15 protein-coding genes are annotated in these 14,191 nt (G+C 47.2%); 10 read left to right on the top strand and 5 right to left on the bottom strand.

The annotated features are described in order from the left end of the window. Window positions 1–887: amidase domain-containing protein (locus H065_RS0124125; RefSeq protein ID WP_017815674.1), on the top strand; the 887-nt coding region annotated here is incomplete at its 5' end. A 182-nt stretch (window positions 888–1,069) separates the two neighbouring features. On the opposite strand, the gene H065_RS0124120 is transcribed toward H065_RS0124125, so the two are convergent. The 4 genes from H065_RS0124120 to H065_RS0124105 all read right to left on the bottom strand — a co-directional run bounded on the left by H065_RS0124120 (window position 1,070) and on the right by H065_RS0124105 (window position 5,253). Continuing rightward, window positions 1,070–2,269 (bottom strand): MFS transporter, encoded by a 1,200-nt coding sequence (locus H065_RS0124120; RefSeq protein ID WP_085983052.1) that lies wholly within the window; start codon window positions 2,267–2,269, stop codon window positions 1,070–1,072. 74 nt (window positions 2,270–2,343) lie between these two features. Continuing rightward, window positions 2,344–3,375, bottom strand: a complete 1,032-nt coding sequence (locus tag H065_RS0124115; protein WP_017815672.1) for an ROK family protein — start codon at window positions 3,373–3,375, stop codon at window positions 2,344–2,346. Between the two features lie 344 nt (window positions 3,376–3,719). Continuing rightward, complete coding sequence (locus H065_RS0124110; protein WP_017815671.1) at window positions 3,720–4,661, bottom strand: aldo/keto reductase; 942 nt, start codon at window positions 4,659–4,661, stop codon at window positions 3,720–3,722. A gap of 226 nt (window positions 4,662–4,887) precedes the next feature. Further along, a complete protein-coding gene (locus tag H065_RS0124105; RefSeq protein ID WP_238558023.1) occupies window positions 4,888–5,253 on the bottom strand; it encodes a MerR family transcriptional regulator in 366 nt (121 codons plus the stop codon). A 276-nt stretch (window positions 5,254–5,529) separates the two neighbouring features. On the opposite strand from H065_RS0124105, the gene H065_RS0124100 reads away from it, so the two are divergent. From H065_RS0124100 to H065_RS0124085, 4 genes are all read left to right on the top strand, one after another. Continuing rightward, the gene (locus H065_RS0124100) at window positions 5,530–6,231 is read left to right on the top strand and encodes a hypothetical protein (protein WP_017815669.1); all 702 of its coding nucleotides are present in this window, start codon (window positions 5,530–5,532) and stop codon (window positions 6,229–6,231) included. 195 nt (window positions 6,232–6,426) lie between these two features. After that, window positions 6,427–6,846 carry a hypothetical protein gene (locus tag H065_RS0124095; RefSeq protein ID WP_017815668.1) on the top strand — a complete coding sequence of 140 codons (420 nt, stop codon included), beginning with the start codon at window positions 6,427–6,429 and terminating at the stop codon, window positions 6,844–6,846. A 14-nt stretch (window positions 6,847–6,860) separates the two neighbouring features. After that, window positions 6,861–7,211, top strand: a complete 351-nt coding sequence (locus H065_RS0124090) for a hypothetical protein (RefSeq protein ID WP_017815667.1) — start codon at window positions 6,861–6,863, stop codon at window positions 7,209–7,211. Between the two features lie 580 nt (window positions 7,212–7,791). Continuing rightward, a complete protein-coding gene (locus H065_RS0124085; RefSeq protein ID WP_017815666.1) occupies window positions 7,792–7,986 on the top strand; it encodes a PspC domain-containing protein in 195 nt (64 codons plus the stop codon). Window positions 7,987–8,205: 219 nt separating this feature from the next. Here H065_RS0124085 and H065_RS0124080 read toward each other — a convergent pair whose 3' ends face one another. After that, window positions 8,206–8,793 (bottom strand): GNAT family N-acetyltransferase, encoded by a 588-nt coding sequence (locus H065_RS0124080; protein WP_017815665.1) that lies wholly within the window; start codon window positions 8,791–8,793, stop codon window positions 8,206–8,208. Window positions 8,794–9,232: 439 nt separating this feature from the next. Here H065_RS0124080 and nikA point away from each other — a divergent pair, with 439 nt between their 5' ends. Genes nikA through H065_RS0124055 form a run of 5 tightly spaced genes read left to right on the top strand, consistent with a single transcriptional unit; the run spans window position 9,233 to window position 14,112 of the window. Then, the gene (gene nikA, locus H065_RS0124075; protein ID WP_017815664.1) at window positions 9,233–10,744 is read left to right on the top strand and encodes a nickel ABC transporter substrate-binding protein; all 1,512 of its coding nucleotides are present in this window, start codon (window positions 9,233–9,235) and stop codon (window positions 10,742–10,744) included. Further along, window positions 10,744–11,688, top strand: coding sequence for a nickel ABC transporter permease (gene nikB / locus H065_RS0124070; RefSeq protein ID WP_017815663.1), 945 nt, complete (start codon window positions 10,744–10,746; stop codon window positions 11,686–11,688). Before nikA ends, nikB begins: the two co-directional genes overlap by 1 nt. Then, on the top strand, window positions 11,688–12,548 hold the full coding sequence (gene nikC, locus H065_RS0124065) for a nickel transporter permease (RefSeq protein WP_017815662.1): 861 nt from the start codon (window positions 11,688–11,690) through the stop codon (window positions 12,546–12,548). The genes nikB and nikC overlap by 1 nt, the downstream gene beginning before the upstream one ends. Beyond that, window positions 12,545–13,354 carry an ABC transporter ATP-binding protein gene (locus H065_RS0124060; protein ID WP_017815661.1) on the top strand — a complete coding sequence of 270 codons (810 nt, stop codon included), beginning with the start codon at window positions 12,545–12,547 and terminating at the stop codon, window positions 13,352–13,354. Before nikC ends, H065_RS0124060 begins: the two co-directional genes overlap by 4 nt. Then, complete coding sequence (locus tag H065_RS0124055; RefSeq protein WP_017815660.1) at window positions 13,351–14,112, top strand: ABC transporter ATP-binding protein; 762 nt, start codon at window positions 13,351–13,353, stop codon at window positions 14,110–14,112. The genes H065_RS0124060 and H065_RS0124055 overlap by 4 nt, the downstream gene beginning before the upstream one ends. Window positions 14,113–14,191 lie beyond the last annotated feature (79 nt).

The following is a 14,191-nucleotide window of genomic DNA, read 5'->3' as shown; positions in this document are numbered from 1 at the left end:
TTAGTTTTAAAACACGCCCTAGTCTGGGAGTTACTTTGGATCAATTTCCTTCTTCAGATCAAGACTCTATACTAAAATATGTTAGATTTATGGATCGCTATGAAAATAAAAGAAAAAATAAGATGATTGAAAGTTATGAGAAAAAATTATCATCAAATGAAATTTCTACAAATGAAATTGTTGATTTAATTGAATTGATGCCAGTAGCTGATCCTGAAAAAGCTACTATGCCATCTACCGCAAATGAGGTTATAGAAAATCAAAAAAATCTGCTTGATCATGAGAATTCAGTAGAACAGTCTGTTTATAAAGATTCCACAGCACAATTAATATCTCCATCAGCTTATTCTAATGGTTATAGTTCAATCAAAGCTCGCGATTATGCGTATAAGTGGTGGGATGGAAGAAACCCATCATATTCTTATTATGCAAAATCCAACAAGTGTTCTATTGGCTCTAAAGAATGTTGGAAAAAGTGGAATGATTGTACTAACTTTGTTTCTCAAGCGCTATTAGCCGGAGGTATGGAAGAGTGGACTGGTTTAGTAAATCGAAGTACATCATGGTATTATGCTGATAGTCTGATTAATGCACCTTCTCATAGCTGGGGTGGAGCAAATAGTTTTTATAAATTTTGGTCGATAAGATCAAAAACTGCTCCAACTGCTTCAAAAGCTGCTATGGGCGATCCTGTAAATGCCGATTTTGACGGTGATGGGGATATAAATCATACTGCTTTGATCACATTGCTTAAAGATGGTCATTTTTATGTAACACAACATACAGGAGATAAGAAAAATGCACCTCTTAGTAGTTGGTACTCTTCAGGATATAAAGTTTATATTTGGAAAATGGATCAAGCAATTCAAAGCCAAATACCGAGCTAAAAAGAAGGGGAAAAGCCTTAATAGGTTTTTCCCCTTCTTTTTTGACTTATTTACTTATTATAAAGTATGGATATATTCTTTATGCGTAAGATCATATTTAGAAATTATCACTTGTTGTCAAAAATGAAATTGAATTTCTTAATACAAACGAGAGAAGTGCCAGCATGATAATTATCTAAAGATTAAATCAGTTCCTGTCTTCTTTTCAAATATCCAAATAAGACAACCCCGGATATCGCACAAATTGCCGCACACAGCCCGATGAATCCATAGCCTGCCTGCAGTCCGCGCAGTAGTCCAATCGAGGTGTGGGCGCCGTAGGCATTTTTGACTCCATCAATAACCCAGCCGATCACATAATTCCCGATCACGCTGCCAACGCCCATCCAGGTTACGACAAACGTAATGGCTGTATCGCTGCCATTGGGATAACGGCGTGCGATAAATGCCATAACGGTCGGATAGATCATTGCAATACCGGCTCCCGACAGGGCAAACAGAAAAGCGACACGTTCCCCGCCGGCAATCGCGACAAATGTACATACCGCCGAGAAGGCAGAGAATACAATCAGGGACAGTACGAATCCGATACGGTCGGTCAGTGGACCCAGCAGCAGCCGTCCCAGAGAGAACATAAGGAAGAAACCGGACAACAGACCGGAAGCTTTTACCGTATCCCAGGCATATGCTTTTTCCAGAAAATTGACGAGCCAGCCACCGACTGCCAGCTCCGATACTACGCCAAAGGACAGGATCAGAACCATTAGCCACAGCGCAGGATCACGGGTCAGTGTTTTCATGGAAATGCGGTCTTCATGCGGTAAATCATCACCGGGAAAATGACTGCGCAGCGCAAACACGATCGGCAGCAGACACAGGGACAGCATCACTAGATACATGCCGCGCCAGTCCAGCTCATGACCGAATACCGAGAGGGACATAACGCCGGTTGCCAGCAGCGGAGCCACCGTAGAGCTGAGTCCGTAGAAGAAATGAGACAGATTCATCATGGTTCCGGTGTTTTTGACGAAGATTCGTGCGCCGAGAATTGCCAGTGCAATCTCCAGCATCCCGTTGCCAATATACATAAAGAAATAAGATGAAGCAAACAGCGGATAGGTATGGGACAGATAGATGAATACGCCGGACAAGACCATGGAGCCAAAGGCGATAATACTGACAGCCTTGATGCCCCATAGACGTACCAGGATAGCGGTAAATGAACAGGCAATCAGATAACCCAGCGCGTTGAGTGACAGCAGCGTACCCAGTTGCTGTTCATCCAGATTGAAATCGAACTGGATACGGGGAATCGCCGGACCTTTGATATTTTCCGAGATACCGAACACGATAAAGCCGATAAAAATAGTCGCCAGCTGCATCGCATAGATTCGGTTAAATTTGCGTTCAGGTGCATTCACAATAATAGTCCTCCAGAATGGGTAAAATAGGGCGATTAATTTCGCTCAATCAGCTGAATGTGGTAGGTCAGGCTTTCCAGTGTCATGGTGATCAGTCCGGTCAGATATTCATGCCGGGTATCCTGCTGGACCAGCAACTGCGGCAGATGTTCGGACGGAATCTGCTTCCGGCAGTCCTGTTCGATCTGCTCCAGCATAGAGGGTGCGATGGCGCTGCCGGTAATGACGAGGGCAGCCGGGTTGATAATCGTAATAATCGAGATGATGGTATGAACGACCAGTGCATGAACGCCTTCGGGTGTATGTAGCTTCCTTAGCTGTTCTTCCCGGCTGATGCCGAATGGCAGATAGGATACCTCGCCGCTGAAAAAGCTGTTACCGCTAAGCAAACGTCCACCAATAATAAAACCTGCCCCGGCATAGTGATTCTCGGGGAATGTCAACACGGCAAAATTACTGTCTTCTTCATAGTTTTGCTCATGATACAGTCCATATACCGTCAGATTCATATCATTCTGGATAATGATCTGCAGACCCTCGTAACGCTGCTGCAAAATCTGTATCAGCGGCTGTCCCGCCAGTTCGGCAACATCACAAATACCGATCTGTCCATTATGGGCAACACCGGGAATCCCGATACCGACTGCCTGTACGTTATGATATCGGGCGAGCAGATCATCCAGCAGCTGCTCAATGACCGGTATGTTGATTACTTCATATTCTCTGGTATACTGCTCCAGAATCTCTCCGTTCAGATTGGCACGGGCATGGGTGATCGAGTGGATGCCGCTCTCTGTGCGGATAATAAGGCCAATCAGACTGGCATAGTCGGCATTGAACTGATATCGACTGGCAGGGCGTCCGCCGCTGGACTCGTCAGGTCCAAGATCGAGAATTTCGCCGGTCTGTACCAGTTCATTAAGAATAGTGCCACAGGTAGCCACACTCAGCCGGGTCAGACTAGCGATAGACGCTTTGGTTCCTGTGCCGGTCGTACGAAGTGTATTTTTAACCAGCTCAATATTGATTTTCTTAACCTGCTGGGTACTATGGGATAACGGTCGCATGAGGGAACAGGCTCCTTTGCTATACTTTTTAAAATAGATTTAATAAGTTGGTCGATAGTAGTCTAACGGTATGTATCTGGAAAAGCAACCCCTGTAAGAAATGAACCTTTCTGTTGTACAAGTGCTGGATCATGAGGATGGAAGAAGATAGTAAAGAAAGAAGAGAGAAGAAAAGAAAAGGAATAAACATTTGTTTGTTAAAATAATGAGAGTGTCCCAACGAAAGATCTTGTGAAAATGAAAAAAGCGAGGGTACTGGAGGAACCAGCCTTCGCTTGGGCTATACGTATTATTGCATTCTCATTTGTAACAAAAACTCAAAACGCCAATCATGATACTACTACTTACCGACTCAGTATATCGAGCTGATCCATATCACTACCGGACAATACAACATCAAGCGTTCTCATATTACTAGCAAGTTGATCCGGACGGGTAGCACCCGGAATAATCAGATCTACACCAGGACGGTTAAGCAGCCAGGCGAGGGCCAGCTGTGGGAGAGATATTTGCTTGTCGGAAGCCAGCGATTTCAGCGCATCTACCCGCTCCAGATTAGCAAGATAGGCTTCTCTCTGGAACATCGGATTATTCATCCGGGACACATCATGAAAAGTCTGTTCTCTCGTATAATGTCCGGCGAGCAGCCCCGAAGCCAGCGGATAAATAGGAATAACCGAGATGGTATGCTCCAGACAGTAGGGAATCAGCTGCTGCTCGGCCTGTCGGTTCAGCAGGGAATATTCGGTCTGGAATACATCCATATATCCATCCGCATTAAAATCTTGTAACTCTGCCATATTTAGATTGGATGCGCCAATCGCACGAATTTTACCTTCCTGTCGGAGTCGGTCAAGCTCGCCTGCCGACTCATGCAGCGGTGTATCGGAATTGGGGAAATGGACAAAAAATAGATCCAGGTGATCGGTCTGCAGCCGTCTCAGACTGTCTTCTACCGATTGTCTTAGTGCTGCCGGACGATTATCTACCCGAATTCCAGTCGCGGTCATCTGGATATTGGCAGATGCTTTGGTAGAGAGTACCAGCTGCTCGCGCTTACCAAAAGCACGAATGGCCTCACCGATCAGCTCTTCCGAACGTCCCATACCATAGAGAAAAGCAGTGTCGATCAGCTGAATATCCTGCTGTAATACTGCGTCTATTAATGTACGTCCCATCTCTTCGGTGACATGCGGATACATCATAGTGTTACCGACTACTCCTGCCCCGAATCCCATCCGGTTAATCTCAATTCCTGTCTTGCCAATCTCTGCTTTTGTATTCATCATAGGGCTCCTCTGCTATTGAAAATGATAACGGCGAACAGCTGCGTTTATATTCTTGTAGATAGCTGTGTGCTGCCGATTATCATCCTACAACCTTGTCCACACACGAGGTCAACCCCTGGACCAGTCCATATATAAAATGCTTTAGTCGCTGCCAGTGTAACATGATCAAGCCTACAGGCTCATACATATCCATATGCTTACAGCGAATCGTAAGATCAATTACTCAGTTCGAAGCAGGCTTAAAGGCGAGATTTTCGCCACTATTCAACTTGTGTTCGATCATATCCCATATCTGCTGCAGATGTTCCTGCTGCTGCTTGATTCGCTCCTGGTAGCTGCGCAGCAATTGTTCTGTCTTTGGCTGCATGGCTTCTTCACGACTCTGGTGAAGAGCGACAAAAGGACGCATTTCCTCCAAGGACATATTGGCTTTTTTTAGGCATTGGATCAGCAGTAGTCTCTCTTTATCGGCGGGGCTGTAAATACGGTGACCATTAGCTTTGCGCTGAACGGCTGATAGTAGACCGATTTTCTCATAGTAACGCAATGCATCTTCCGTGGTTTCACATTGTTCGATTATTTCTTTCATCGTGTATAGACTCATGGCTGGACCCCTTATTTTCAAGTGGAATTACATCCTCAGTATACAACCTGGTGTGCACACAAGGTCAAACTGGCTATGCAATCCGGCATAAGCATAGCAATAGACAACTAGAGGGCAAGGGTTCGTTCGTTAACGTCAAAGTAATCGGTTGCTCAGTATGTATGCTTATTAGCATTTCTTTATTTGGTAAAAGGTGGATAATGGAGCGGGCATATGTCATGATGGTTAGATACATAATTGAAAGCTAAGGAGAACAACGCAATGAAAATCTATACGATCACGATAGTCGTAGTACTGCTGCTGTGTGTATGTGCAGCCGATGCGAATGCAGTCCGATTGAACCGGGATACGGCTTCAGATCCCCTTTCCGGTTCTACAGGTTATGGGGAGCGTCTGCCTGTACCCGGCGAAAAGTCACTGGAAGCCCTGATTGCAAAGGAGATTTGGAAATTATACAAAATAGACATACCAGACCATGATATCCATGTGGTAGAGCGCCAGGATACTGGCCAAGCGACAGCAGCCAGTTACAGTCTAACGTATCAAAAGGTTCCCTATGCCGGTCTGATCATCGGTTATCGAAGCAATGATAAATGGTATGAACTTAGTATGGATATAATGAAAGTATACCGGGATATGAGGGTACAGATCGCTGACTCGGGAGGTGCTGCTTCACTGCCCAATCAGTATCAGGAAGGCCTTGCATTTCGCAGTGTGTATGGATATGTCCATGATCCCAATATCCGTCAGATTCGAATTGAATACCGGGGTGGCCTGGTGTCTACACTGCAATTGGCGCAGGGGCAGATCATCTACATGGACAGCAGAATCGAACCGGAACAACGGGATAAGCAAGACGAACAAGAACAGCAGCACCAGCAGGCCGAGCAATTGTCACGGATTACGATGTACAGTGCCAGTGGAAGTGTATTGTACGAACGGGATTACTCGCCTTTTGGTTAAGCCGCAATACACGTAGAAAATAAAAGTTTTTTTTAATATAAAACCTTTTTGAAGGTTTGCCGTAATATAGAAAGTCAGGAAAATCAAATTAGTCAAAAAGACGCTAGATTTTCCTTCTTTTTGATTGAATGGGTAAAGTTTGTACCTTATAATCAAAGTGATTCAATACTATGTAAACCAATGGGGGATATGCCAATGCTCGTAGGTAAAGGCGCAGTACGCGAGATGTCCAATGACATCGATAAAGTAATTAGAGAAATCGACCAAATCACACAATCCAAAATTGACCGTGTAGCCGATAAAATCGACTCCGAGTTGAATTCTTGCGGACGTGAACTGACTAACGCCGCTGCTACACTGTCTCAAATCAAACCGCTGATGGATCGTCTGGTTGCGCAGGTTGGACAAAATGCACCTGACCATGTACAGATTCTGGTTACATCTATCGCACAGGAAGTAATGTCCAAAGTTATTGCTGCTGGAGGCAATGTCGATGAAGTACAGAAAAATATCAAAGACGTCGACAAACTGACTGACGAGATCGATAACCTGACGGATGAGATTGATAAGCTGACCAACAAGATTGATGAGATCACTGACAAATACCAGAAATAAGGAGGCTTATCTCCATGAATGACTATACACCACCGGTAGGTGGACAGCCCAACTACATATCCGGGTGGGGCAATCAGAAAGCCAAGGAAACGGCTCTCAAAATTGACCATATTGCGGATAAAGCCAAATTTGGTATCGAGATCTTGGGCTCCGGTTTGATCGGTATTGATGCGATTGAGAAAGAACTAATTGAACTCTCGCATGCTCCGAACCCGCCATCACAGGAACAGATTCGTTCGATTGCCCACCGTCTGGATTCACACCAGAAGCAGATTCAGCAAGCATTGGATCGCATCCGTGACATGATGACAGATATTGACAAAGCAACAGACGCCATTCAGAATTCACCACGTACCAGCTGGTAAATCGCAGCAACCGGCTTTAGCCTGGCCAGCAACCTATATTGAAAAAGACGCATACCCCGTATGCGTCTTTTTTGTGTTCTATTGGTGATTTACTAGTGTTCTACTTTGGCTCAAAAGCCAGCTATTTTCGTTTGCGTGTGAAGACTCCCGCAGCCATCAGGAGCAGTACAAATACAACGATCCATAGTAGTGTCATATGATATTCACCTCTAGTGTCTATTACCCCGATCATTCTGGATTTTCACCAATCGACTGACCGGCTTATCTCTACAAATCGCTTCTGCATCTGCTGATTATTTCTTTTGTTGCTACTGTCATATTGCAGCTATATGGACGAGCTCATCACTATTATATTTGGAAAAATTCAGCGTTCATTTCGTACAAGATCACTACAGGTCCAGCTGCATCCCCGACCAAAGTCCAAGCTGCAAAACAGCCGCAGGACGGTTTGAAAGGCCCCTGTATTCCTATATCCTAAAAGTATCACATATATCAACGAGACAGCGTACAGGTATAACTACAGAAGAGTACGCTCTGCTGTAGACATAATTATTATATTTTATAGAGGAGAGTATGGAAAATGAACAAATTATATCGTTCCAACAATGACAGGATGATGACAGGGCTGCTGGGTGGATTCGGAGAAATTCTGGGGATGAGCTCCACGTTTCTGAGATTGCTGTTTGTAATTAGCGTATTTCTGACCGGAGGTACATCCATAATATTTTACTTTATCGCAGCGCTGCTGATTCCGCGGGAAAGACATATGTACTAAGAAAAAACACATCGGGCACGAGGGCAATAGCATCATGGTGCCGCTCCTTTATCCATAGGATCGGACGGCGAGCAAGCAAGATGAGACGTATGTATAACGTTCATGCAGGCAACAATTGGATATAGGGTTATCAAACATAAAACGATGGATCATTCGTATTGTATATACAGAATGATCCATCGTTTTGCGTTTGTATCTGAATTAAAAGGGAAGGGGCATTTATTCAAATTCTACTCCTCGTACTTTGGCGAATATCATCGTTTCGCGTAAGTGTCCATCATGATTCAAACGGTCCAGGCGAATCGTTCCTTCATGGGTAAAGCCGGTCTTCTGTGCCACATGAATACTGGCTGCATTACGGGAATCGCAGCAAATCTGAATGCGGTTCGCCTGCAGCTGCAGCACGGCAAAGTCGGTAATCGCATGAACGGCTTCAGTGATATATCCCTGACCGGAACAAGAGGTGCGTACCCAGTAGCCGATCTCGAATTTGCGGCAGTTCCAGTCTATCTTGTGCAGACCGCTGCTGCCTACGAGCAGTCCGGTATCTCTGTCGAAAAGCAGCAGTCTCATATCTTCACGCTCCAGATATTCCACGCGTGAGCGTCGTATACTGGCTTCGGATTGTTCAGGGGTAGGGATATCTTTTGCCCACGGCATCCATGGACGCAGCTCGGCAATGCTCTCCCGTATGGCTTCATTGACAGCCGCGCCGTCTCCCGATCGAGGAGCGCGGATCAGCAGGCGTTTACTTTCAAAATGCTCCGGAATATCCAGCATAATCGAATCTGTCTTAGATTGATCCATTACAGCACCTCCTGAAAATATTTCCAGTTATCGTATCACAGGGCTAACTCCAGACTCAAGTATAAATGAAGTGATTGCTAAGTGTGGATACGCCATCTATCCCCTACAGATTCATATAAAAATAAATTCACAAATCATATAAAAGGATATGAATATAAATTCATTTTATTCGATAAATCCGCTTTTTTCGGTTGATAAATAGTAATCATTACGATAAGATAAAAAGCAATGTTAAATCGTAATAATTACTAAATAGAGACGTATAGCGGGGGGAACAATTGTGAATAAGACAGGTACAACCAACAGGGGAAACCAACCCATACAGACTTCAGGACAGCAAAATAATGAATATACCTCTACATATGCGACAGGTTGTTCCAAACCAGGCCATTCATCATGTGAATGGAGAAATGGTAGAGGGAAGAGAAGCAAATACCTAATGGGATTGGCGGTACTACTGCTTGTCGTCATGATGCTGGGAGCCTGTTCTTCTCCTTCTTCAAGCGCCAAGGAACAAGGCAAGCATGTGAGCTTCCTCTATAACTTCTCTACCAACTCGCTTGATCCGCATGTCGATTCCAGCTATGTACCGATTCGCGCAGGAATTACGGAGACACTGGTTCGTCTGGATGAAGATAATCTGACTGTAGCACCATGGCTCGCGGAGAGCTGGGAAGGTACGGATGGACAGAACTGGAAGATTCATTTGCGGGATGATGTAACTTTTCATAATGGCAAGCCTCTGACAGGAGACTCGGTCAAAGCTTCATTAGAGCGCGCTATGACAGAGAGTGTCGCTGTCAAAAATGCACTCAAAATTAAAAGCATCCAGGCAGAGGGGAATACTCTTCAGATTGTTACGAACCAGCCTTTTCCGGAATTTATCTCGGAACTAGTCAATCCTAACACTTCGATTATCGATGTGACCGAGACGGATATAGTGAATAAGCCTGTCGGTACAGGGCCTTTCCAGCTCGCTTCGTTCACACCCGGCAGCAAGCTGGAAGTCAAACGGTATGACAGTTATTGGGATGGAGCATCTCCTCTGGATGGAGTGACCTTTGCCTTTAACGAGGATGCCAATGCCCGTTCGCTGGCACTACGCTCCGGACAGGTTGATATCGTATACCGTCCTGAAGTGGAGAGTCTGGATACACTGGATGCCGAGCCGGGTATCAAGGTTGAATCGACATCGACTTTCCGGGTGCATCAGTTGACGATGAATATGGAGCGCCCAGCTCTGCAGGATGTTAATGTACGCCGGGCAATGGATGCATTGATTGATCGGCAGAAGATTGTAGATACGATTCTGCTGGGACATGGAGAAGCAGCAACCGGACCTTTTCTGCCGTCACTGCCATTTGCACCTACCTATGAACCGTCTCCCATGGGAGCGGACGCAGCAGTAGACTATCTTCAACAGGCAGGCTATTCGCTGGTCAACGGTCAGATGCAAAAGGATGGGAAGCCGCTGCAGCTAACCCTGCTGACTTATCCGGCACGAGCCGATCTGCCGCTGATTGCCCAGGTATTCCAGTCGGATGCCAAGAAAATCGGCGTTGAAGTGGAGATTCGCCAGATCGATACACCGGAAGATTATATGGCTGCCAATCGGGATTGGGATCTGGCGACCTACAGTAATCTGACTGCACCGCGCGGGGATGCAGGCTACTATCTGAATGCAACTTATCATCCGGATGGCGCACTGAATTTTAGTGGAGCAGAAGACCCTAAGCTGACGGCTATTATCGACCAATTGAACCGGACGGTGCAGCCGGAGAAACGGGCTGTGCTGGCTGAAAAGGCTGCTGATTATGTACACGAGAATGTGATTAATTCCTTTGTTCTGCATCCGTCGACCATCGTAGCGTATAACGAAGAAAAAGTGAAAAACTGGGTCACGACGCGCAGTGAATACTATATGATTACCAACAAGCTGGATGTGATGTAATGGGCCGGATTCTGATTCGCAAATTTTTGGAGACTTTTGGATTTGTATTATTTATTACCTTTATCAGCTTTCTGTTTATCCGTATGGCACCGGGCGATCCGGTGCTGACGATTCTGAATGTGGATGAATTGTCCGTCAGTCAGGAGCAGGTGGAGGCATTAAGAGAAGAGATGGGATTCAATCAGCCATTGCTCGTTCAATACGGGCAGTGGCTGCTGGATTTCGTACGGCTGGATTTTGGACAGTCTTATGTGACCGGTCAGCCGGTAATGAAGATGATTATGGGCGGACTGCCAGCGACATTGGAACTGACAGGCGGCGCACTGGTCATCATGCTGCTGATTGCTCTACCGCTCGGCTCGCTGTCCGCACTATATCGGAACAGCTGGATCGATCAGGTAAGCCGGTTACTATCGATTATAGGAGCGGCGATACCGAGTTTCTGGCTCGGGTTGATCCTGATTGATCTGTTCGGCGTACGGCTGGGCTGGCTGCCGACCATGGGACGGGATGGATGGATCTCGCTGCTGTTGCCTTCGTTGACATTGGGACTGGCTATTTCCAGCGTGTATGTACGACTACTGCGTTCGAGTCTGCTAGATTCGCTGGGCCAGGAATTTGTACGGGCTGCGCGCGCAAGAGGATACAGTGAAGCACGTATTTTCTGGGTACATGCTCTGCGTCATAGTCTGCCGCCTGTTATTACGGTATTTGGTGTCAGTCTGGGCAGTCTGATCGGTGGAGTGGTAGTCGTGGAAGTACTGTTTGCCTATCCGGGTATCGGTAAACTGGTCGTGGATTCGATCCGGCAGCGGGATTATCCGCTGATTCAGGGGTATATCCTGGTCATGGCCGCACTGGTATTTGTCGTGAACACATTGGTGGATCTGTCCTATCGCTACCTTAACCCCGAGATGAAGCTCAAAGAAAGGAAGGCCGGCTGATGAGAGAATTATCTACTCCTGCGATACCCAAACGCAGTAAACACAGCAAGCACAGCTGGCAGGGCATTATCGCATTTCTGTTTGTTTTAATTACGGTTATGGCTTCGATCTATGCCTTTGGGTGGCTGAAATATGATCCCAATACGACCGATCTTGGAGATCGTCTGCAGGAGATCAGTATGCTGCATCCGCTGGGTACGGATCATTTGGGCCGCGATGTGCTGACACGACTGCTGCTCGGGGGACAGCAGACGCTCGGTTACAGTCTGCTCGCACTCGGAGCGGCGCTGTTGATCGGGATTCCGTTTGGACTCATTTCGGGATATAGCCGCGGCTGGATCGACCGGATCTTTATGCGGATTGCGGATGGATTTTTGTCTTTTCCCGATACGATTGTAGCGATCGTACTAAGCGGATTACTTGGTGCAGGAATCGGCAATCTGGTGCTGGCGATCGTCATCGTCAAATGGGTCAACTACGCCCGGCTCGTACGCAGTACTGTACTGTCCGAAGCCCAAAAGGATTACGTACAGATTGCACGTACCAACGGATTATCTCCAGCCCGAATTATGCGCAGGCATCTGCTGCCACATGTGATCGGTCATGTGCTCGTACTGGCGAGTCTCGATCTGGGCAAGATTATTTTGCTGATTTCGGCATTCTCCTATATTGGACTGGGTGCACAGCCACCGACACCGGAATGGGGAGCGATGCTCAATGATTCTCGACCTTATTTCCAGTCGCGACCGGAGCTGATGATTTATCCGGGTCTGGCGATTGTATCGGTAGTGCTGTTGGCGAATATGCTGGGCGATTATTTACGGGATCGTTTTGACGTGAAAAGGGAGGTGCAGTCATGATTCTATCGATGGAACAGGTGACTATCCGCAGCAGGGAGAAGACGATCGTCGATGGCGTCTCCCTGACCGTACATGAAGGAGAATGGTTCGCGCTGGTCGGTCAGAGTGGCAGCGGCAAAAGTCTGCTCTCCCAGGCAGCCGGACGGATGCTGCCTCCGAATCTGCAGATGGATGGACGGATCAAGCTGCATGGACAGGATTTGCTAAGTCTGTCCGCCCGGCAGATGCGTGATATCCGGGGACGCAAACTGGCCTATGTGTTTCAGGATTATCAAGGTTCATTTACACCATTTCGTACGATTGGACAGCATCTGGATGAGTACCAGAAGGTACACGGTATTACTCCGGCTGCTATACGCAAACAGCAGGGCATGGAGGCACTGGAGTCGGTCGGATTGGACCCGGAGCTGTACCGAAGGTATCCTTTTCAATTAAGCGGTGGCCAGCTGCAGCGGGTATCGATTGCGATGGCGTTAATGCTCTCTCCGGATGTGCTGATTGCCGACGAAGTGACCACTGCACTGGACAGTGTCTCCGGGCACCGGATTCTGGAACTGCTGGCACAGAAGCAGCGTGAGACCGGATGTGCGATTCTGTTTATCACTCACGATTGGCGTCATGTTCGTCAGTATGCGAGTCGCCTGGCGGTTATGCAGGAAGGGCGGATCGTCGAGACCGGCGGCAAGCACCGGATTCTGGATCATCCTCAGCATCCATATACCCGTCAGCTGATTCAAGCGGCACCGACACTGCGGAAGCCGGGTAATCTGCTGCCATCGGGATTACAGGAGGTGACGGGACAATGAGTCTGCTGCAGGTTAATCGATTGAACAAATCCTATGCACCGGATAAGCGTGTGCTTCATGAAGTTTCTTTTGCTATTGAACCGGGAGAATGTGTGGGGCTGGTTGGAGAGAGCGGATGCGGCAAAAGCACGCTCGCCCGCTGTCTGCTGCGGATGGAATCGACAGATAGTGGCTCCATTATATTGGACGGACAATCTATCGAACAGATGAATGACCGTCAGCTGTATCCTCATCGGAAAAAGATCCAGATCGTTTTCCAGAATCCGTCGGCAGCGCTGAATCCCAAACTCAGGATTCGGGACTCCCTGCTTGATCCTTACCGGCAGTATCGCAAGGAACTGAGCTTGCAGCATTTTCAGCCTTCATCCGAACAGCATCTGACCCGTCAGCTGCTGGAAGCGGTAGAGCTGACAGATACACTCGCTGATCGGTATCCGCATGAACTGAGCGGCGGACAGCGTCAGCGAGTAACGATTGCCCGTGCGATCAGTATCGAGCCGCAGCTGGTCGTACTGGATGAGCCGACGGCCAGTTTGGATGTGATCTCCCAGGGAGCGGTGCTGCAGCTGCTGACCAGGCTGCGTACCGAGCTGAACCTGTCCTATCTGTTTATTTCCCATGATCTGGCGGCTGTTCATCAGATGAGCCAGCGAATCATGGTGATGAAGGATGGTCAGCTGGTGGATCAGTTCCCGCAGGCAGCCTTGTTTGCGGAAGAGCGGCATGCGTATACGAGAGAATTGATCTCCATTTTCTGAATAAAGCTATAGAAGAAGATACATGTAAATAGACTCAGCCGATCATACCGGAATGATCAGCTGAGTCTATTTATATAGG

The organism is Paenibacillus shenyangensis, from assembly GCF_000346635.1.
Lineage (GTDB): Bacteria > Bacillota > Bacilli > Paenibacillales > Paenibacillaceae > Saccharibacillus > Saccharibacillus dauci.
Note: the sequence above shows the minus strand (reverse complement) of the source record. Positions and strands in the feature narration are given on the sequence as shown.